Source organism: Vibrio hepatarius, assembly GCF_001274785.1.
In the GTDB taxonomy this organism is placed as follows: domain Bacteria; phylum Pseudomonadota; class Gammaproteobacteria; order Enterobacterales; family Vibrionaceae; genus Vibrio; species Vibrio hepatarius.
Genome location: NZ_LHPI01000037.1, coordinates 1 through 18,777, shown reverse-complemented (window position 1 = coordinate 18,777; position 18,777 = coordinate 1). Strand labels below are relative to the sequence as shown.

21 protein-coding genes are annotated in these 18,777 nt (G+C 44.8%); 13 read left to right on the top strand and 8 right to left on the bottom strand.

Features of this window, described 5'->3' with window-relative positions; genetic code table 11:
* Positions 1 to 44 precede the first annotated feature (44 nt).
* A complete protein-coding gene (locus AKJ31_RS21600; RefSeq protein ID WP_053411076.1) occupies positions 45 to 1,145 on the top strand; it encodes a hypothetical protein in 1,101 nt (366 codons plus the stop codon).
* A gap of 11 nt (positions 1,146 to 1,156) precedes the next feature.
* Entirely contained in the window at positions 1,157 to 1,603 is a 447-nt protein-coding gene (locus tag AKJ31_RS23125; protein ID WP_139374568.1) for a hypothetical protein, read from the top strand.
* 80 nt (positions 1,604 to 1,683) lie between these two features.
* On the opposite strand, the gene AKJ31_RS21595 is transcribed toward AKJ31_RS23125, so the two are convergent.
* Together AKJ31_RS21595 and AKJ31_RS21590 are read right to left on the bottom strand one after the other, a co-directional pair.
* Positions 1,684 to 2,502, bottom strand: a complete 819-nt coding sequence (locus AKJ31_RS21595; RefSeq protein WP_053411075.1) for a hypothetical protein — start codon at positions 2,500 to 2,502, stop codon at positions 1,684 to 1,686.
* A 70-nt stretch (positions 2,503 to 2,572) separates the two neighbouring features.
* Positions 2,573 to 3,064, bottom strand: a complete 492-nt coding sequence (locus tag AKJ31_RS21590) for a hypothetical protein (RefSeq protein WP_139374567.1) — start codon at positions 3,062 to 3,064, stop codon at positions 2,573 to 2,575.
* A gap of 140 nt (positions 3,065 to 3,204) precedes the next feature.
* Here AKJ31_RS21590 and AKJ31_RS21585 point away from each other — a divergent pair, with 140 nt between their 5' ends.
* Complete coding sequence (locus AKJ31_RS21585) at positions 3,205 to 3,813, top strand: hypothetical protein (protein ID WP_053411073.1); 609 nt, start codon at positions 3,205 to 3,207, stop codon at positions 3,811 to 3,813.
* A 454-nt stretch (positions 3,814 to 4,267) separates the two neighbouring features.
* On the opposite strand, the gene AKJ31_RS21580 is transcribed toward AKJ31_RS21585, so the two are convergent.
* Positions 4,268 to 4,561 (bottom strand): hypothetical protein, encoded by a 294-nt coding sequence (locus AKJ31_RS21580; RefSeq protein ID WP_139374566.1) that lies wholly within the window; start codon positions 4,559 to 4,561, stop codon positions 4,268 to 4,270.
* Positions 4,562 to 4,820: 259 nt separating this feature from the next.
* Between AKJ31_RS21580 and AKJ31_RS21575 the strand changes: the two genes are divergently transcribed.
* The 8 genes from AKJ31_RS21575 to AKJ31_RS21535 all read left to right on the top strand — a co-directional run bounded on the left by AKJ31_RS21575 (position 4,821) and on the right by AKJ31_RS21535 (position 11,786).
* Entirely contained in the window at positions 4,821 to 5,453 is a 633-nt protein-coding gene (locus AKJ31_RS21575; protein WP_017190622.1) for a hypothetical protein, read from the top strand.
* A 697-nt stretch (positions 5,454 to 6,150) separates the two neighbouring features.
* Positions 6,151 to 6,480 carry a hypothetical protein gene (locus AKJ31_RS21570; RefSeq protein ID WP_017190623.1) on the top strand — a complete coding sequence of 110 codons (330 nt, stop codon included), beginning with the start codon at positions 6,151 to 6,153 and terminating at the stop codon, positions 6,478 to 6,480.
* A 14-nt stretch (positions 6,481 to 6,494) separates the two neighbouring features.
* Positions 6,495 to 6,923 carry a hypothetical protein gene (locus AKJ31_RS21565; RefSeq protein ID WP_017190624.1) on the top strand — a complete coding sequence of 143 codons (429 nt, stop codon included), beginning with the start codon at positions 6,495 to 6,497 and terminating at the stop codon, positions 6,921 to 6,923.
* Between the two features lie 165 nt (positions 6,924 to 7,088).
* Positions 7,089 to 9,596, top strand: a complete 2,508-nt coding sequence (locus AKJ31_RS21560; protein ID WP_042984841.1) for a T6SS effector antibacterial DNase — start codon at positions 7,089 to 7,091, stop codon at positions 9,594 to 9,596.
* A gap of 1 nt (position 9,597) precedes the next feature.
* Positions 9,598 to 9,879: a bacteriocin immunity protein gene (locus tag AKJ31_RS21555; RefSeq protein WP_017190626.1), complete on the top strand. Its 282-nt coding sequence runs from the start codon at positions 9,598 to 9,600 to the stop codon at positions 9,877 to 9,879.
* A 78-nt stretch (positions 9,880 to 9,957) separates the two neighbouring features.
* Positions 9,958 to 10,323 carry a hypothetical protein gene (locus tag AKJ31_RS21550; RefSeq protein ID WP_017190627.1) on the top strand — a complete coding sequence of 122 codons (366 nt, stop codon included), beginning with the start codon at positions 9,958 to 9,960 and terminating at the stop codon, positions 10,321 to 10,323.
* A 317-nt stretch (positions 10,324 to 10,640) separates the two neighbouring features.
* Complete coding sequence (locus AKJ31_RS21540; RefSeq protein ID WP_026000358.1) at positions 10,641 to 10,868, top strand: hypothetical protein; 228 nt, start codon at positions 10,641 to 10,643, stop codon at positions 10,866 to 10,868.
* A gap of 99 nt (positions 10,869 to 10,967) precedes the next feature.
* Positions 10,968 to 11,786 carry a hypothetical protein gene (locus AKJ31_RS21535; RefSeq protein ID WP_017190630.1) on the top strand — a complete coding sequence of 273 codons (819 nt, stop codon included), beginning with the start codon at positions 10,968 to 10,970 and terminating at the stop codon, positions 11,784 to 11,786.
* Positions 11,787 to 11,845: 59 nt separating this feature from the next.
* On the opposite strand, the gene AKJ31_RS21530 is transcribed toward AKJ31_RS21535, so the two are convergent.
* Positions 11,846 to 12,259 carry an H-NS family histone-like protein gene (locus AKJ31_RS21530; RefSeq protein ID WP_017190631.1) on the bottom strand — a complete coding sequence of 138 codons (414 nt, stop codon included), beginning with the start codon at positions 12,257 to 12,259 and terminating at the stop codon, positions 11,846 to 11,848.
* A gap of 91 nt (positions 12,260 to 12,350) precedes the next feature.
* Positions 12,351 to 13,667, bottom strand: coding sequence for a tyrosine-type recombinase/integrase (locus AKJ31_RS21525; protein WP_202801023.1), 1,317 nt, complete (start codon positions 13,665 to 13,667; stop codon positions 12,351 to 12,353).
* Between the two features lie 248 nt (positions 13,668 to 13,915).
* Between AKJ31_RS21525 and AKJ31_RS21520 the strand changes: the two genes are divergently transcribed.
* Together AKJ31_RS21520 and AKJ31_RS21515 are read left to right on the top strand one after the other, a co-directional pair.
* On the top strand, positions 13,916 to 14,200 hold the full coding sequence (locus tag AKJ31_RS21520) for a hypothetical protein (RefSeq protein ID WP_053411072.1): 285 nt from the start codon (positions 13,916 to 13,918) through the stop codon (positions 14,198 to 14,200).
* Entirely contained in the window at positions 14,193 to 14,534 is a 342-nt protein-coding gene (locus tag AKJ31_RS21515; protein ID WP_017190634.1) for a hypothetical protein, read from the top strand. Before AKJ31_RS21520 ends, AKJ31_RS21515 begins: the two co-directional genes overlap by 8 nt.
* A 168-nt stretch (positions 14,535 to 14,702) precedes the next feature.
* On the opposite strand, the gene AKJ31_RS21505 is transcribed toward AKJ31_RS21515, so the two are convergent.
* From AKJ31_RS21505 to AKJ31_RS22775, 3 genes are all read right to left on the bottom strand, one after another.
* On the bottom strand, positions 14,703 to 17,675 hold the full coding sequence (locus tag AKJ31_RS21505; protein WP_001138073.1) for a Tn3 family transposase: 2,973 nt from the start codon (positions 17,673 to 17,675) through the stop codon (positions 14,703 to 14,705).
* Positions 17,676 to 17,677: 2 nt separating this feature from the next.
* A complete protein-coding gene (locus AKJ31_RS21500; protein ID WP_001162012.1) occupies positions 17,678 to 18,235 on the bottom strand; it encodes a recombinase family protein in 558 nt (185 codons plus the stop codon).
* A 305-nt stretch (positions 18,236 to 18,540) separates the two neighbouring features.
* A partial coding sequence (locus AKJ31_RS22775; RefSeq protein ID WP_019405055.1) for a tyrosine-type recombinase/integrase occupies positions 18,541 to 18,777 on the bottom strand: 237 nt, incomplete at its 5' end.

Sequence of the window (18,777 nt, the reverse complement as noted above, 5' to 3'; positions counted from 1 at the left end):
CTTTATGTTGAAAGAATGGTAAAAATGTCAACGAACCAAACAGTATGAAAACCAGTAAGCTAGTTATAAACTTCGCAATCATCTTTAGTTCAAGTATCAGTTATGCGTCAACTGACACACACTTAGATAGCGTCACTCTTCCAGTAGAACAGGTATTAAAATCTCGCCATGATGATAGTGAGCTAGGATATGTGCAGACCGGGCCACTTTTATCAGACCAAGGCAATATTGCTACCGATAACCAAGATGTCACAATAACTCTTCCGACGGATGCTGCATTCTCGGTACAGATTGAGGGGAAGGTAGTTTCACCAGGTAGTTCACAAACATTTACCATACCGGCAGACGAATCGGGTAACGTTAAGTTTGGTGTTTTACCAAAACATATCCTTCGTGATGGCAAAGTTAAATTTGGAATCGCTGTTGATGTTAAATCGAATTTGGATAGATTTTGGGAGACAGCAGATCCTGTTGTTGGTGATTGGGTGGACACAGGTGAAGATAAAAACTATTCAGATTGGTCGCCTGTTGCCGGTAACCAGATGGCTAATTTCACACAAACGCGAACCCATTATGATCTAATGACGCGGAGCATTCAAAATCGAGAATATGAACCAAATTTGGATGAATACTGGGACGTGGGTGAGCATGTAAATGAAACACAGTTAGAAGAGGCTACTGATAGCCGTTATGTTATCGCGGCCTCAAGTGAATGGACTCCAAGCGGAGATATTACTGATTGTTCTGATTGGTCACCAGACCCAAGTAGTATTCAAAGCGGAACTGCGTTCGAGCAAACACAGACATGTAGCCAGGATAAAAGTCGAACATGGACTTACACAACTGGTGGTGATGTTATTCACGAACATGATCAGCTCATTGCAGGCGAAGTCATAAACAAGAGACAAGCAACCGGTAGTAAGGTATCTGCAGTTTGGGTGCGATCGTCGACACTATATCCTTTTGACTGTGGGACTCTCTCAAACAGTAGTACAACCATAAAGGTCAAATCACTATCAAGCATGCCAGCGAATGGCAGTAGCTGTGACCCTAGCGTAAATGCAAAGAAATATGTTCACGGTGAAGATGCAATGGGCGGTAATTCATACTGCACAGTTACTCAAGCCATTTGTACGTCTCAATAAAATTATTAGCAATGATTTTTAAAAATATTCCTAGTTATTTGAAGTTGGTATTTTTTGGTATTGAATCGCGCTATATGCAAAAGGGTGATTCAAAAAAAAGTGTGAATTTTGCATTCCATGCACTTTGTTTTGTTATTGCTCTGCTACTTTCTCCATTGTATCAACCTAACGTAAAAATAATTGGGGTGACTAGCGGGAGAGGCCCAGGTGCAGGAGGTGATTTTTTATCAATCTTAATGTTGATTGTATTGACTGCAATTCTTTACGCTGCACGATATAGAGGTAATTTCAAAACTAAACCTACCAGTATAGTAGCTAGAGAATATAATGTACGTTCAGCAACATTATTATTTATATATTGCCTGTTTTTCTATTCAATGCCCGTAATTAACAATCATTGCCACTACGGAATATTATATTTCAATCCATTCGAGTTACTAGTTATTGACGGTAGGTAATAAAATAAACGCCCATTTTTAATGGGCGTTTATATAGGGTTAGCTTTCAATGAAAATATGATAAAGCAATGTTTTGTAAATTATCTCAAGCTGTTCAGCTTTTCAATCGCTTCATCTTTTGCTCTGTTGGCCAAAGCTTCAAGAAAAGACATAAAATCAGCATCAGGATATACTTCTAAGTATTTTTGATAGACGGTCTCATGCAATCCGTATAATAAATAGCCAATAAAACATAGTATTGCAAGTACGATAAGCCATGCTACTACTTTTAAAATCCGCTTTTTTTTACCCTTTGATTTATTCCATAAGTAAACAAGAACTATGTTGAGGCAATTGATTAATGGGAAATAGAAACAGGTCCAGACTATGACCCAAGCGAAAAACTTATTCATGAAAAATAAATCACTTAGGTATTCATCATAAAGTGAATCAGAGACACCCCAAGCTAAAATCAGGGTTGTTACTGCAAGTGGAGCCCAAAAGTAATGGAATAATTCGTTAGGGTTATCGTCATACTTTATGAATATTTCTTTATTGAAAATAAAAACTAAACCAGCCAATGGAATAATTGCAAATAGATACTTTAATTCATCTATTGACCATACAAAAGAGAATGTTAGATACATTGGTGATGCTACGAACACTAACACGAAAATTAAGAGTGCCAGATTTATTGGCCAATACTGAGCTGCAAGCGATGCTGCCATATTAAAGGTATGGGTTTCTTTTCTACCGTCTGCGTGTGTAATCACCTCCTTGAAATCATGTACATAACGCTGACGTTCTGCCTCTTCTCTTAAAGGGGCAACTTTTTCTTCGAAATGTTTATAAATCTTGACCGGATAAAATGTCAGAATAAATACTGTCCCGATAAAAGGAATCAATAAAAAGGGTAACAATGTTCATCTCTCCTGATAAATTCAATGTTCTTTCATTGAAATAGAAATAGTCTTTATAGAAATTATCTTTCTAAAAGAAATTAAATTTTTTTGTCTCTTCCTCATTGAGTACAACTTCATTTTGCATTGGAAATGTGCCACAAAGTACATGCAGCTTATTATCCACCAGCTTGAACGGTGCCAGATAACCATCACGACTTACATCATGTGAACAACAAAACAGTGCATCATCGGTAGCGCCGAATACGTTATGTTTACCATCTGTTCGCGTTACGTGGTCACAACTGTAAGAGCCATCATCATTCACCTTAGCTTCGAGAAACTTGGCCGGGGAAAGAGCGTTGCCAAGTTGTATCTTTGGTATCGCAATTTTGGTTTCGAAGTTTTCCACTGCTTCGTCACCATAGAAATCTCTTTGCACGTATGTGTTTCCCGCGGTGATGAAAGTAACCATTGCTAATGCAACCATTAAGGTACAAAAGAAAGCGGTACTTAACTTTTTGAAAATGAGATAGCTGAAAACCATCAACATTGTTAAGGATGTCATTGATAAATAAGCCAAACTATACCTCTAGTAAGCGATTCTTGTAGTAACATCATGATATTACTCTGAGCTATGATTCCCGCAAGTTCATATAAATTTGATGGAATTTACAGTATTCCGAGTAGTATTGAAAATCATTCTTTCTAGATGGACCATTTATGTCTAAATATCAGAAACAATTCGAAGAAGCACTCCAGTTCGGTACGGACCTGTTTGGCGCGGATGCTATCTCTAATAAATCAGCAAACAGATTTGCATCAACCTTAATGAAGGATGATCAACTCAATGCAACTATTCACCAATTTATCATTTCGCTTATTGAACACTTCTTGTTGGATAGAGCAAAGTTAGTAGGTGGAAGTCCTTCATTCAAATGCCATGTTGTGTCCCAACAATTTAAAGAGTTTGCAGATAATTGGAAGGTAAGCGAAAGGGCCAGTTCGATTGCAGATCTTCGTCTTACTGTTGGCAATGTATTTTATAAAGGGAATAACATTTACCAATTAAACAAAAAAAAGTTGAAGACGATAATTAATGATGGCCAAACCCTTTCTAAATCTCTCGATCTTCACGTATGGCTAACTGCATCCGATATGACTGTTTACGATTTATCAATCATACCGACTTTAAGGGAGCTTGGTTACGACATGGAGAGTTATGAGATTTTTGACTTCAAGGTTTGGAGTTCTGGAGATAAGAAAGATTTTGATTATGTCCCGCTATTGGTGGATGATAAATTCTCACACCGTGTCGATATTTTTAGCTAACGACAAGATTCTGCATAGCAAGGCTCCCAAATCGGGAGCTTTTTTATTGCCTGCAATTCTCCAGGTCAAACCATTTCATAAAAATGTTACGTTGTCACCTCTCACGCGCCGAGGGCTGAACAATATTACCTTCGATAAATGTTATTAACGAAGGTAATCAAAAAAATTGATTATTTATCGGATTTATTGAGTTTTTATGTGTTTATACGGTGGTAGTGTCGATGACTTGGATCCCGATGAATTCGAGATCGATTCGACAACATCATTTGGCAGATCTGCGCCCAATGGGGAGCACGTATGCTGTTTAGGTCGAATAGATGTTGATGTGTATTTTGTCGAAGTGTCTACTTCAAGGTGTTTAGTGAGCGTTATGAAATTATACTAAATGAATTAGTGATTAGGTGATGGATCAAATAAACGAATGGCTATGCGTAGTGCATAGCCATTTTTTGTATTAATCGAGTTCGCTCAGTTTTGCTAACTGTGTAAGTGTGAGGTTTGCACTGCCATCACTTGAAACTTCTTCGTAAGCATTTCCCCAGCATACCCAAGGCCACTCCATTGATGACGCAAAGCGTGTTTTAGTTACTTCCAAGCCGTAGGTTGGGAAGAATGCGCCTAGTCTGCTTGAAGTGTTCTGGAAGGAGAACAAAATCTTAGCAGTTCGGCTGATACTTGCCTGAGTCATGTTATAAGTCATCAGCGCTCCAGTAGTACCGGATCTTGCGGCTAGTAGTGTGTTATCCAATGATTAAGCGCCTACTAAACTCGACCCGCACATATTGCTGAAAGTGTATATATCGACGTTTTCGAACCACCAACCATATTGCTCGCCATCATTGAGATCACTATATTCAGGAACCCAAACAACTGTGTTCATTTTACAACATATAAAAATATTTACTGTTTAAATGCTCATTTAGTACTCATAAATAGTTCCATAAATTCAACACATTCTCTCTGTTGCTCAAATACGATCAGTTTTTATTTTGAGTGTTGGTGACAGAATGACTTCTAAAAAAGTGCTAGTGGAAAGGAAGATTAAAAGGAAAGTGATGGCCAGAGTTCTTCTAAGCTCGGGTATTGGAATTTCCATCACGGCTGCTGTTGCAGGTATGGTTTATGCACAATCGGTCGAGCACTTCAAAACGATGGAAGATAAAAAGCTGGAAAGGCCAGTAAATTTTGATTCATTCCCGGCATTCATTAGAGGTATGAACCAGGAGCCAGCACGAACTGACAGTGACAACAATGGCCTCCGTGATGACATACAGTTAAAGATCGCCTATCAATACCCATTTGATGCCAACAAGAGAGCGGCCCTAATTCAGTATTATGAGTCCCTAATTCAGCTTCTACGATTAAATACTGAAATGCGTGAGTTGAAGATTTCATATGGAATTATGCAAGTGAACAAGGCTCTAAAGTGCCTCCAGAGTGAAGGGGTGCCAGAAGATGTATCATTAGCTATCAAGGAAATGGCACTTGATAGGGATGCGCTTCTAGTAAGGCATGATGAAATATTGGCTATGGAACCGAACTTACCCCCTGAGTTATTCCAACGAAGAATCGAGAGTGATTGTAATTTGCTGCTACAAAACAATGAGCAGTCGTTACAGAGTTGGGTACCTAACGATTAAAGATTGCTTACTGTACAACTCACTAATTAACGGTGAGTTTTTGTTGCATTAAGATCACGATTGGTCGTCATTGATAGTTGAACGCTAAGTTTTAATAGCGTAGTATTCCTTTGTTGTTTTTGCGTAAACATAGCATGAAGCGTATATTTTTTGACTATATTGCATTCTCGTTTGACTATTGGGAAGTTACATCACCTTTTCTCATAACCCGCTTCGGCGGGTTTTTTTTATCCAACCATCACCTAATATCGTTCTACATCGGACCAATCCGTTTACCTCGCCTCTATAAACAACAATCAGAGTTATACCGCCTGCCTTAATTTGTGGCCATTAGACTTACCTGTTATGGGTCATCGCCACGAAGGGATAGAAGATAAATTTTGTCATTTATATATTCATTAACACTAATGAGTTATTTATCATTAGTTCAAAATAATGTATAGATCCACGCCAATGTTTGCATGCCGAATAAAAATGAATGCATGTTCGTATGACTAGTTGAGGGGCAATGAATTAAAAATATTGTGGTCGCTTTTTATACCTATTCACTTAAATGACTGCGCATTCAAAAAAAAATGTATTGCCCCCGAATTTTTTCAAGCCTGATGCTTATCTATGCAAATGTTATTCACAATCATATAGAAACCCACGTGCATAATAAGGTAATATTTGTAGTCGATAACATTGGAACTATTACATGGGCTATTTCATCGGTCATCGCCAGTACGTAAAGTCTGAGCTTCAAATTCAAATAGAAAGTGAGAAGCTAGAGTTAAAAAAGCGATTAGCAAAGGAAAAATGGGATAGCCAATGGATCACTGTTTGGCGCCTTAAACGCTTTAGATTGTGGACAGATCAAGCAATCGTTAGGTGGTTAGGCAAACCCAAAACAAAAGGGAAATATAGGGTTTTCTCTGTAGATGATGTGCGAATAGTTGAGGCTGAGAAGGATTTCAAAGACTGGCTTGCCCCACGGTTAACGCGCAAATTATTGAAAGATGAATTTTTTAATATCAACAAGTTGTAACATTAAGGTTAGATGTGAAGCGCTTTTTAGTCAGCTTAGTTGGATTGGGATTTCTAGTAGGCTGTAACAAACAATTCGAGACAATCAAATTACCTCATAATTCAGTCATTAATGAGGGCAGTTTTGTTTTTGCTGAACTTGGTACTGAATATAATGTGAAGGTTTCCAAAATCGGCGTCCATGCACCAGAGAATTGTTTTTTTGACACATTCTCGACAAGGCTGGACAACCATTCTCACCGTATATTTTATGATTTTCTCTCTATGACGTGCGGTAGTAGTACTTTGTCATTTAGGGGGTACGCGATAGGTGGCGATGAAATAAGAGGGTTGAGACTTGATCCTGAATCTGGTGAACCAATATCAGCAGATTACCACTTTAAAGTAAAAGTGATTAAGGATGCCTACATAAGCGATATTGAATTAGTCATAAAGGAAATTTAGCCTTTGAACGATTTGTGCGTAGGACGTTATCCACTGGCGCGCCTACGTTGCAAATGCATTTATCATCAACAAGTTGTGGTTTTGTGAAGGGTGCTCACACTCTCACGATTTTACCCAGTAAACAAACAGTCAGCCTTATTGTTGTACTAAAGCAATTGTTTAAAAATGTGGTTCACATTGATAAATTTGGGCACTGTTTTGACTTACAGAGTGGTAAGAATCACCGAACTGATGGACTATGAATTCGGGCAAGTTGAGGGTGATATTAACCGTTTGGAAAAGCGGGATATTTCTAATCTGCCAGGTGGCTATTCGTTTGAGAAGCTGGTGGATAAATTAAAAACCGGTGAGTTGGCTCTATTAACGGATTTCCCCTCAAAGCCAGTCCTCTCACAAGATAGTATGACTCGAACATGGTCATTAACATCAGACGCTAGTGACTTACTGACAGATAGTGCTAAATCTGCATTTTCAACTCGAGCAAATATGGCCGGCGGCCCTCCAGTATCCACCAGTTCTGCAGCTGGTTATTCCTATGTACCCAACATTGATGAAACCTACGTCCCGGAACCTATTGTCATCGACAAGCAATCTGAACCGGAGCTTAAATTTGAATATTGCTTTGAGATTGTCGGTTCAGAAGAGTCATTTAGGAGCAATGTAGGATATTGGTTTTCATTGGCAAAAACCAAGGCTGAGATCTCTCGTGGACGTTGGGGCGCTGTTCGTACTGAGCATGGTATGAAATACACTACTCAGACCGCGGTCGATGAACCAAAGAGATTATTAGCATCCGTGGGTGATAGGGTTCTCGGCATTAGCCTGCCACATGAGGTTAAGGTGAAGCCCATTGGTTCAGGGCAGGTAAAAGATTCGTTTATACCGATAACGCCCACTGTACAGTTAGGTGAGCGACTAGCTTTCCCGTCAGAAGGTTATTTTTATCATTTTGCGAATGGTCATCTGATCCAGGAATATAAAATGCTTGGTGATGGCCACTTCGGTTTCTATGCGACCCGAACGACCCAAAATAGGCTCGATGACGAGCAGTTAGCTAACTTGTATCAAAATACTATCCTAGTGTATTGGAAGATTGATGGTCAGCTGGTCACTGACCAAAGCCTTGTGTATTTAGATCATCAAATCACGAAGGAACAATTAGCCAATATCAATGACGAATGGGTCAATGAGAATGGGAAGGTTCTGGATGTTAACGCACTACTATCAGCCCCAAATCTCCCTGTAGATGAAAGGCTCTCAGTTACTTCTAACGCAACACCTCCACCTCCACAAGCAACACATACGGTTTCAATTAATCCAAATACCAACAGTCGTGAATTGTGGCCAGAGATCGCAGAGCAACATAATCTCAACGCAAAACAGCTATTAGACCTTAACCCTGAATTCAACGATGACCCAATGAAGCTAAAGGTTGGTGACGTATTGAAGGTTTCCGCACCACCAGCACCAGTTAAAAGTGACAAAAAGACGGAACTACCACCGACATCACCAGGTACCTACAATTGCGCTTCAAATGTCTTCTACCGCCATACTGACCCACTAATTTCAGGCACTAGCTGTCATTCAATCAACCAAGAACGGTTGCTCGAGAAAGACTATCCGGTAGTGAACGTCAAAACGCTTAGTAAAGATAGTAAGGCAACTGACTACGGCAAGGCCGCTATTCTTGCTTTGCCGGCAAGTGCTGGGGCTTCTAATTTAGGTTTGATCAGTACCAGTACATCAAACACTATGGGCTCTTGGGCTATTTCCGGTGAGGCGGTCGGTGCATTTGCTCGAGTAGGTGGCTTTCTACTTGCAGCATTATGGCCATCTCAATTAGCGGATAGCACGCTGGATGCTCACCCCGAATACCATGCACATGACTCTGGTCAAATGCGTGTTCGTTTCAATATGTACACCGATGAAAACGGAAAGCAGCAAATCGTCGGGATTAAAACTGGGGATGGCGCCGCGTATGGTGATCGGGTTTCTAAGCGTGCCGCAGAGAAAAGTGGCCAGAACTTTGTCGCGGAACTGGACTACGGGATCACGTTAACATGGACACCTGATGGTTCCACGGATGTACTATCTCCCGATACCGTGACAACTGAAAACAACGAGCTGGACGTACAAAATATCTGGGTCCGTCCTATTGAAGAACATGAGCAAGAACTTGGGACGGCGCTCTATCCAGAAGATGATCTAGCCGAGTACATCATCACGTTTCCAATTGACTCTGGGTTGCCTCCACTTTACATAGTGTTTAGGAAGACTGCACGTGACGAAAGTGGTGTAGTTACCGGTCATGGTGAAGAGATCGCTGGTATATGGCTCGAAACGGCAGGGGAAGAACTTGGGGCTCCAATTCCTAATCAAATCGCTGACAAGTTACGAGGGGAGGAATTCAAGAGCTTTGATGCATTTAGGAAGGCATTTTGGCTAGAAGTGGCAAATGACCCTGATTTATTGAGCCAGTTTAGCAAGGCTAATCAGCGCATCATTAAGCGTGGTAGCTCTCCATTCCCTATACCAACAGAACAAAAAGGTGGACGGGATCGTTATGAGATACACCATGTTGAAGAGGTTCAGCACGGTGGTAAAGTGTATGACGTGGACAATTTAAGAGTAATGACTCCGAGAAGACATATCGATATTCATAAAGGCTTATGAAATGGAACTAAAAGGTAAACTCCAAGACTACACAGAATCAGAATTTAGACGATTTCTGGATGAATTTTTTGAAGACACTGAGACTAATAACCTCCCGGACTCAGAATATGATGAGTACATTTCCAAGCTGGCAAAACACTTCTCTACTATTGTTGAACACCCAGAAGGTAATGGTTTGATTTTCCACCCTGCCGCAAGTCGTGAAGATTCAGTTGATGGTGTGATTGAAGAACTCAAATCATGGTACAAACAGCAAGGGAAGGGGTGTTTCAAAGATGAATAAAACCGATGGTTATGGGATACTTCACTCTTAAACAATGACGTATATAAGTTCATAATGAGTGGGGTTGTCCTGGATAGAATGCAGATAATCGTAACCGGTAATGGAAGATTCCAGCCACTAGCCGTAACCGAATCCGTTCTTAATGCATTGCTAGAGAAGGGGATTACTGTACCTATTGTTGAGATCGCTGATGATGCAGATAACCTTTTCCTTTCACCATCAGCTGGTGGTGATTTAATACATGAAGAGTATTTGCAGATCCAACGAGATGAAAGTTATTTCACTGATAGCCCAGTATTCTTCGTTGAGATTTTCGAACGACAGCATAGTGGTGGCGATATTGGGTTGGAAGAATTGCTTGAGTTTCTGCCCAGCGAATCTGAACAATTCATCAGTCAGATTACCGCGGCTTACATAACACATCGAGGGCTATGCCTATCATGATCTATAAGCGGATTGCAAAAACGAAAGGCGCAGAACCTATTAACCAAGCGCTAAGAGTTCTTTGGCCTTGCAAGGTAATCAGTGGTCTGAAAATTAATAATGCATCAACTGAGCTTAAAGCACGGTTTCTAGACGAAGTAACGGTGAGTGCAATGGCGTTTCTTGCTCTTGGTTTCTGGTTGGGCCAAGGAACAGTACTATTTACTCTTCCTGTCTTCACATACCTTGGCTTTCGTTGGCGCAGAAAGCTAAATTCTATTGATTGAAATCACTATAAACGCCGATAAACAATATCGATTTAATGAGTAATGATTCGCATGAAAAATGAAGACCTGATTAATGCACTACGACACGAAATCGAAAGCAATAAACTGGGCTTGGTAGCTGACTTGATCGCTCACCTATCAAGTAAAGGTGATGAAGATTTAGACCTCTACCGTTATCTAACCAAAGCTACTGAAATTGAATACGAACTCCTAATCGATGTTATTAGGGTGACAAGAGAAAAAGGCATTTATATGTTCAATGGTCTTGTATGTGAGTAAAAAGCGCCATATTGTCATCTAATTTGATGTTTAAGTTATACAGCTAATCCTTGTGTTGTTATATTTGATCTGAATCCTAAATCGACCATTGGTGAACACTTGAATTTTCAAACTTCAAATACCACCGTAACGGTAAACACACTTAAGGTAGATGGTAAGAAGCTAACTAAGTCCGTCCTGTCTAACTTGGCTGTTGTTGATTTTTACGATATTTATGAAGGCGCCCTTTCAGGGCGTTATCAATTTATTGCCAAGTTCCCTATCGAAATTTTTGCCAAGTTAGCAATTGCTAAAGAAAAGATCTTACCTGTTAGGTTGACGTTGCCATCAAAAAATGATTTATCTGACTCTTCTGCCGAAGTTTCAGGTGTTGTTATTTTTGACACAAAACTTGAGGCTTTGGTGATTGGTTGGTTTTGCAACCGGTATGCTCATAAAAGCACAATTGAAGCTAAGAAACGCCATGAATTGTACCGAGAATTAGCTGACCTCTCTGATAATGACTTGCTCAATGAGTTTCAAAAACATCCTGAGACTTACCTGTCTATTTCTAACTCGCGTGAGTTAATAGAGTTTTTGTATGTTTGTTCCAAGCTAGAGAATGAACGGTGGTCAGTTTCCTATGGCGACGGCATCGAGCATTTGCAGGGTTTAATGGATTATGAACAGACAGAAAAATGGTGGAATGAAATGGATAGATCTGATCCGAATTTTCATATGCATGAATACATTTCCGATATACCTAGTGGAGAATGGGTACACGAAAAGATTAATCAAATGTGGGAACGAAACAAGGAGGATTATCTCCGAGATGTTTCATCAGATGAAGCGATTGCTTATGAAAAATTGATGGCGAGTACTAGTAACGATTTGAAGGTACACAATCAATATGAAGCTTCTCCGTTTATTTACCTGTAAGACTTATTAAAAAAGGGAGCACATTTGCTCCCTTTTTCATCCACCGAATATTAAGAAGATTAAATTGCAAAATCTTCTAGCTTTTTATCACCGCTATCGATCGCTGATTGAATGATGGAAGGAGTACGGCCTTGGCCAGTCCACGTCTTCTCTACACCAGCTTCATCAGTGTATTTATACTTTGCTGGTCGAGGTTGGCGGGTACCTTTCGCTTTCGCTTTAGTCGCGCCTGTTAATGCAGAGATCAGCTGTTCTACATCTAGGCCTTGCTCTTCAATTTGCTTAGCGATGGCACTCATTTTCTCTTCTTGTTCTTTTTGCGCTGCGCGCTCCAATTCTTCTGCTTCTCTGCGTTCTTCTACTACAGTAGTCAGCTTATTAAGCGCGTCCTCCAATTGTTCCAACGTCATTTCTTCACGAGCGTAAGCACGAAGGGAACGGATATTTAGTAGCACTTTAGTAAGTTCTGTCATTGTAACCTCTAGTTTAAGCCAATAGGGTAGGCATCAGTGTTCATGTTTAATCGGACTGATCGGGAATGCATCAGCAGTAGTATTACCAGTTTTATTCAAGAGGATTCAACTTCTTAGTCTTAGCACTATGATGTCGCTCAGCTCTTGTTGTGTGTAAGTAACGTGACGTTACATCAATACTTTCGTGTCCAGCATCCGCTTGAACGTGTTGCAAAGGTCGGCCATTAGCAATGTCATGTGAGATACCAGTGTGACGAATGCTATGGACAGTTAGAACTCTTATCTCTGCAGCGTCTTCCATCAAACCATCTTTTTCAAATCGCGCAGCAGTTTTATCGAGAACTTCTTGAATTATTTCGCGTATTTGTCGAATCCCCAAGTTTGCATTCAACACGCCTTCTTCGCGGCCATGTGAAGCTGCTCTGTGACGAACAAACAATGGTTCATCATCCGTGGGACTTGGCATCTCCGGGAGTTTACGGAATGTCCTGTAACGGATTAGTGCCTCTTTGAGTTCATCCGACACGGCTACTGTGCGTCGCTTACCGCCCTTAGACTTAGGGATGTAGAAGCCCAGATAACCGGTTTTTTTGTCACGCCTGAACTGGGACATGACTGGCGCATAGCCGGGGCGAGCCCCGATCTCTGAAATACGGCAGTAGGTTCCGTAAAGCAGCCTCACCAGGAATAGTGTTCTTTCGTGAGTTTGAGGGTCTTCTTGGGCCATCTCTTCGACGGTATCCATTACATATGACCACTGCAAATCAGAGAAGAACTTCATTTCGTCATCATCTTCACCGGCTGCAGTAGATTGAGATTTTGATTTGTACTTCCCAAACTTTAAGACTATCGCTGCAGGATTTGCATCACAGTACTCTTCGGCATTCAAATACTGAAAGAATAAGCTCAATATGCTCAGTTTTTGATGTGCTGCATTAGCAGAGAGTTTGTATTTAACTTCGTTTATATCGGCATTTGATGACTTAGGTTTTGATTTTCGGAACAGTCGCCATTTGAAATTAGGCACATTCTCGCCAATACCCTTGTTAAATACGAACTGTGCCGCGTTGTAGGTGCCGATCAGTTCTTCTGGCGGGTTCTCACACCATTCAATGTATTCGCGCATTCTGGCGCGATTCACCATCGATACAGACATACCTTGAACAGACCAGCACCAATGAAGAAACGTATTAATCTCGGCGCGGTAGGCTTTGAAGTTATTGTATGCTTCTTTTTGCTCTGATAGCCAAGCAATAGCATGCTCATATAACTCGCCGGCATCTTCGACAAGGTTAATCGTCAAATGTGCAACGAACTCGTTAATGTATGGGCTAGGGTTATCCAATTCCTCAGCTGAGCCAAACAATGGCATCGCAGGAGGCAGTGGAATCGAATGTCTTATATTCAACGTATTATTCACCTGTTATTTCGCACATAACCATTTTACCACTCTTTGTATTTCTCATGCTGCAAACCTGAGTCTCGTTGTAAACAGTAAATGTTGATAGTTTTATACATCAATTTAACGCCACATATTAAACATGTAAGACATTTATTGTATTATGCGCCAAGAAATTGATTTATGAAACGAACATTGTTTGAAAGTGCTTGTTTTTGAATAACAAATACTCACTTTTGGACTCTAAGGACAGTTAGATGACTGCGATCATTGAAATTCATCAGCAAGATAACCCGAAAGATTTCGATTTGTCAGATGGTAAACAAGAAGCAAAAGCACGAGTAACAGCAAATCGAATTACTGGCTTAATGGGTAATACGTCTACTAATTCAGTCCGTGTACACCTATCAGATATAGAAAGAGGTTTGCTCGATACCTCCCCAAATCCAAGAGGAAACTGGCGCACCTGCTGGGTGATGTATCTTAGTAAGCAGCCATGTAGCTGCAGATTACCTCGCGGCTTTGGACAGTTTAATGTTTAAGAACACGGTCAATACTCACCAAATGTATGACACAAACTATCATGAACATCTCGATAGCATGGTCACGTGGGCAACCGGCATTTATCCCGATTCTGGATTAATGGTGATCGGCACTGCAGATAAGCGTTGGTTTGTTGAGGTCGACTTCGGTACCGATTTTGATTATTGCAATGGTATCTCAAGACCGCATATCGCGCCCTATCAAGAGCCACTGTTCTTTAAGAGTGAGAGTGAAGCCCGAGACTTTGCTATTTCGCAAATACGAGCGATAGACAATACCTTCGAAGTTCTGGATCTACATGGTTACTTCGAGCAAAACGGGGAAGACGAATGACACCATACAAAAAATCTTTTGGCCAATGGGTATCTGTAGGCGAATCACTGCCGACTACGGATGGTAAATACATGTGCAAGATTGAGCGCGCTGGAGTAGAGATAGAAGCTCTTCGCCTTCTAAAAGGGAATCATTGGGGTCGTCTCAGAAAACGGAAAATAAAGCACGCTAAGCCGGTGGCAGCGGTCGCAATGGCCTAAACTTCCCCGCACCGACCTTGGCGCTGCTGCGCCATAGGTAATCGCCGGTAAGGTTGATGTGCTCCCACCCCAGCGGCGACAGATATTGCAACAATGTGTCGTCCAGCGCCGTGCCGTTGCCACGCAAAGCACTGGTGGCACGCTCCAGATATACCGTGTTCCACAACACGATGGCCGCCGTCACCAGATTGAGGCCGCTGGCCCGGTAGCGCTGCTGCTCAAAACTGCGGTCGCGGATTTCACCCAATCGGTAGAAGAAGACCGCCCTGGCCAGCGCGTTGCGCGCCTCGCCCTTATTCAGCCCCGCATGGACGCGGCGGCGCAGCTCCACGCTTTGCAGCCAATCCAAAATGAACAGCGTGCGCTCGATGCGCCCCAGCTCGCGCAACGCCACGGCCAAGCCGTTCTGGCGCGGGTAGCTGCCGAGTTTGCGCAGCATCAGCGAAGCCGTTACCGTGCCTTGCTTGATGGAGGTGGCCAGCCGCAGAATTTCATCCCAATGGGCGCGTATTTGCTTGATGTTCAGCCTGTCGCTGCTAATCATCGGCTTGAGCGCGTCATAGGCGGCATCGCCCTTGGGGATGAATAGCTTGGTTTCGCCCAAGTCACGGATACGCGGCGCGAAGCGAAATCCCAGCAAATGCATCAAGCCAAACACGTGATCGGTGAAGCCTGCCGTGTCGGTGTAGTGTTCCTCGATGCGCAAGTCCGACTCGTGGTACAGCAGGCCATCAAGCACGTAAGTTGAATCACGAATGCCCACGTTGACCACCTTGGCACTGAAGGGCGCGTACTGGTCGGAGATATGGGTGTAGAAAGTCCGTCCTGGACTGCTTCCATACTTCGGGTTGATATGACCAGTGCTTTCTGCTTTGCTGCCGGTTCTGAAGTTCTGGCCGTCCGACGATGACGTGGTGCCGTCACCCCAGTTGCCGGCGAAGGGTTGCCGAAACTGCGCATTCACCAGCTCGGCCAGCGCCGTCGAATAGGTTTCATCGCGGATGTGCCAGGCTTGCAGCCAAGACAGCTTGGCGTAGGTGGTGCCAGGGCAGGACTCGGCCATTTTGGTCAGACCCAGGTTGATCGCGTCGGCCAGGATCGTCGTCAACAGCAAGGTTTTGTCCTTGGCCGTGTCGCTGGTCTTCAGGTGTGTGAAGTGGCGGGTGAAGCCCGTCCATTCATCGACCTCCATCAGCAACTCGGTGATTTTGAGGTGCGGCAGCAGCATAGCTGTCTGGTCGATCATGGCTTGCGCGGCGTCTGGTACTGCCGCGTCCAGCGGCGTGATCTTCAGGCCTGACGCGGTGGTGATGATGGCATCCGGTAAGTCGTTGGCCGCAGCCATGCGGTTGACTGTGGCGAGTTGCGCCTCCAACAATTCCAACCGGTCATGCAGGTATTGGTCGCAGTCGGTGGCCACTGCCAGCGGCAATTCGCTGGCCAGCTTCAAAGTGGCGAACTTCTCGACCGGCACCAGGTATTCGTCGAAGTCCTTGAACTGGCGAGAACCCTGCACCCAGACATCACCGGAGCGCAGCGCGTTCTTCAGCTCCGACAGGGCGCATAACTCGTAGTAACGCCGGTCGATGCCGTCGTCGGTCAGAACCAGCTTTGCCCAGCGCGGCTTGATGAATGCGGTTGGCGCATCGGCGGGCACCTTGCGCGCGCTGTCGCTGTTCATGCCGCGCAGCATGTCGATGGCATCGAGCACACCCTTGGCGGCGGGCGCAGCCCGCAATTTGAGCACGCCCAGGAACTGCGGCGCGTAGCGGCGTAGCGTGGCATAGCTTTCACCGATGTGGTGCAGGAAATCAAAGTCGGCAGGCCGCGCCAATGTTTGCGCTTCGGTGACGCTGGCGGCGAAGGTGTCCCAGGGCATAACGGCCTCGATGGCGGCGAACGGATCGCTGCCGCTTTGCTTGGCCTCAATCAACGCTTGACCGATGCGCCCATACATCCGCACCTTGTCGTTGATCGCCTTGCCGGAAGCCTGGAACTGCTGCTGATGCTTGTTCTTGGCCGCGTTGAACAGCTTGCCGATGATGCGATCGTGAAGGTCGATGATTTCATCGGTGACGGTGGCCATGCCTTCGATGGCCAGCGCTACCAGCGTGGCATAGCGTCGTTGCACCTCGAACTTTGCCAGATCAGCAGGCGTCATCTGGCCACCTTCACGAGCGATTTTGAGCAGGCGGTTCTGGTGAACCTGCCGCTCGATGCCTGCGGGCAGATCAAGTGCTTGCCAGGATTTCAGGCGCTCAATATGTTCGAGCATGTGGCGAGAGTTCGGTTTGGCAGGCGACTGGCGCAGCCATGCCAGCCACGTCACTTTACTGCCGTCCTTGCGCTTGAGAAGTTCGTCCAGGCGCTGACGGTGGGGTGATAACAAAGAATCGGTCAGCGCCGCGTAAATGCGTCGGTTGGCACGGGTGATGGCCTCGGCGCTTGCGCGCTCGATGGCATTCATGGCGGGCAGGATAATGCTCTGCCGCCGCAGATTCTCGACAAGTGCGCTCGCCAGCACGATGCCTTTGTCGGTCTGCAAGGCCAGCTCGGTCAATGTATGCACGGCTTGCCGATAGTGGCTCATGGTGAAGGGCTTGAACCCAAAAACCGTTTGCAGCTCGACCAAGTGCTCCCGCCGTGTCTGTTCGCGCTGGCCGTACTCGCTCCAACTTTCCACTGGCATCTTGAGTTGCGCGGCCACCATGCGCAACAGGGGCGGAAACGGAGGCTCATCGACGCCCAAAAAGGTGCCAGGGAATCGCAAGTAGCAAAGCTGCACAGCGAAGCCCAATCGATTCGCGGCGCCGCGACGCTGACGGATCACCGACAGGTCGGTTTCGTTGAACGTGTAGTGCCGTATCAGTTCGTCTTTGGCATCTGGCAGTGCCAGCAGGCTTTCGCGCTCGGTGGCGGACAGGATTGAGCGGCGTGGCATGGTCAGTCTTCCCGCAGGTACTGGTACAAGGTTTCGCGGCTGATGCCGAAGTCACGGGCCACCAAGGTTTTTTGGTCGCCTGCCGCAACTCGCCGTTTCAACTCGGCAATTTGTTCGCTGTTCAGCGATTTCTTTCGTCCCCGGTAGGCACCGCGCTGCTTGGCCAGCACGATTCCCTCGCGCTGACGTTCGCGGATCAGGGCGCGCTCGAACTCAGCGAAGGCTCCCATGACCGACAGCATCAGATTGGCCATCGGTGAGTCCTCGCCGGTGAACTTCAGCCCTTCTTTGACGAACTCCATGCGCACGCCCCGTTGTGTCAGCCCTTGGACGATGCGGCGCAGGTCATCAAGGTTGCGTGCCAGCCTGTCCATGCTATGCACCACCACGGTGTCGCCCTCGCGGACGAAGGCCAGCAGCCTTTCCAGCTCGGGACGCTGGGTGTCCTTGCCAGAAGCCTTGTCGGTGAACACCCGCGCCACCTGAACACCCTCCAATTGCCGTTCCGGGTTCTGGTCGAAGCTGCTGACGCGGACATAGCCGATGCGTTGACCTTGCAAGATGCCTCCAAAGGCAAAAGTGTCAGGATGAAATCTATTACCTTTGACGGAATATGTCAATCAATAGGAAATTTAACTCTATTCTGACATCGTTTGCACATGGTGTCGTTTTCAGAAGACGGCTGCACTGAACGTCAGAAGCCGACTGCACTATAGCAGCGGAGGGGTTGGATCCATCAGGCAACGACGGGCTGCTGCCGGCCATCAGCGGACGCAGGGAGGACTTTCCGCAACCGGCCGTTCGATGCGGCACCGATGGCCTTCGCGCAGGGGTAGTGAATCCGCCAGGATTGACTTGCGCTGCCCTACCTCTCACTAGTGAGGGGCGGCAGCGCATCAAGCGGTGAGCGCACTCCGGCACCGCCAACTTTCAGCACATGCGTGTAAATCATCGTCGTAGAGACGTCGGAATGGCCGAGCAGATCCTGCACGGTTCGAATGTCGTAACCGCTGCGGAGCAAGGCCGTCGCGAACGAGTGGCGGAGGGTGTGCGGTGTGGCGGGCTTCGTGATGCCTGCTTGTTCTACGGCACGTTTGAAGGC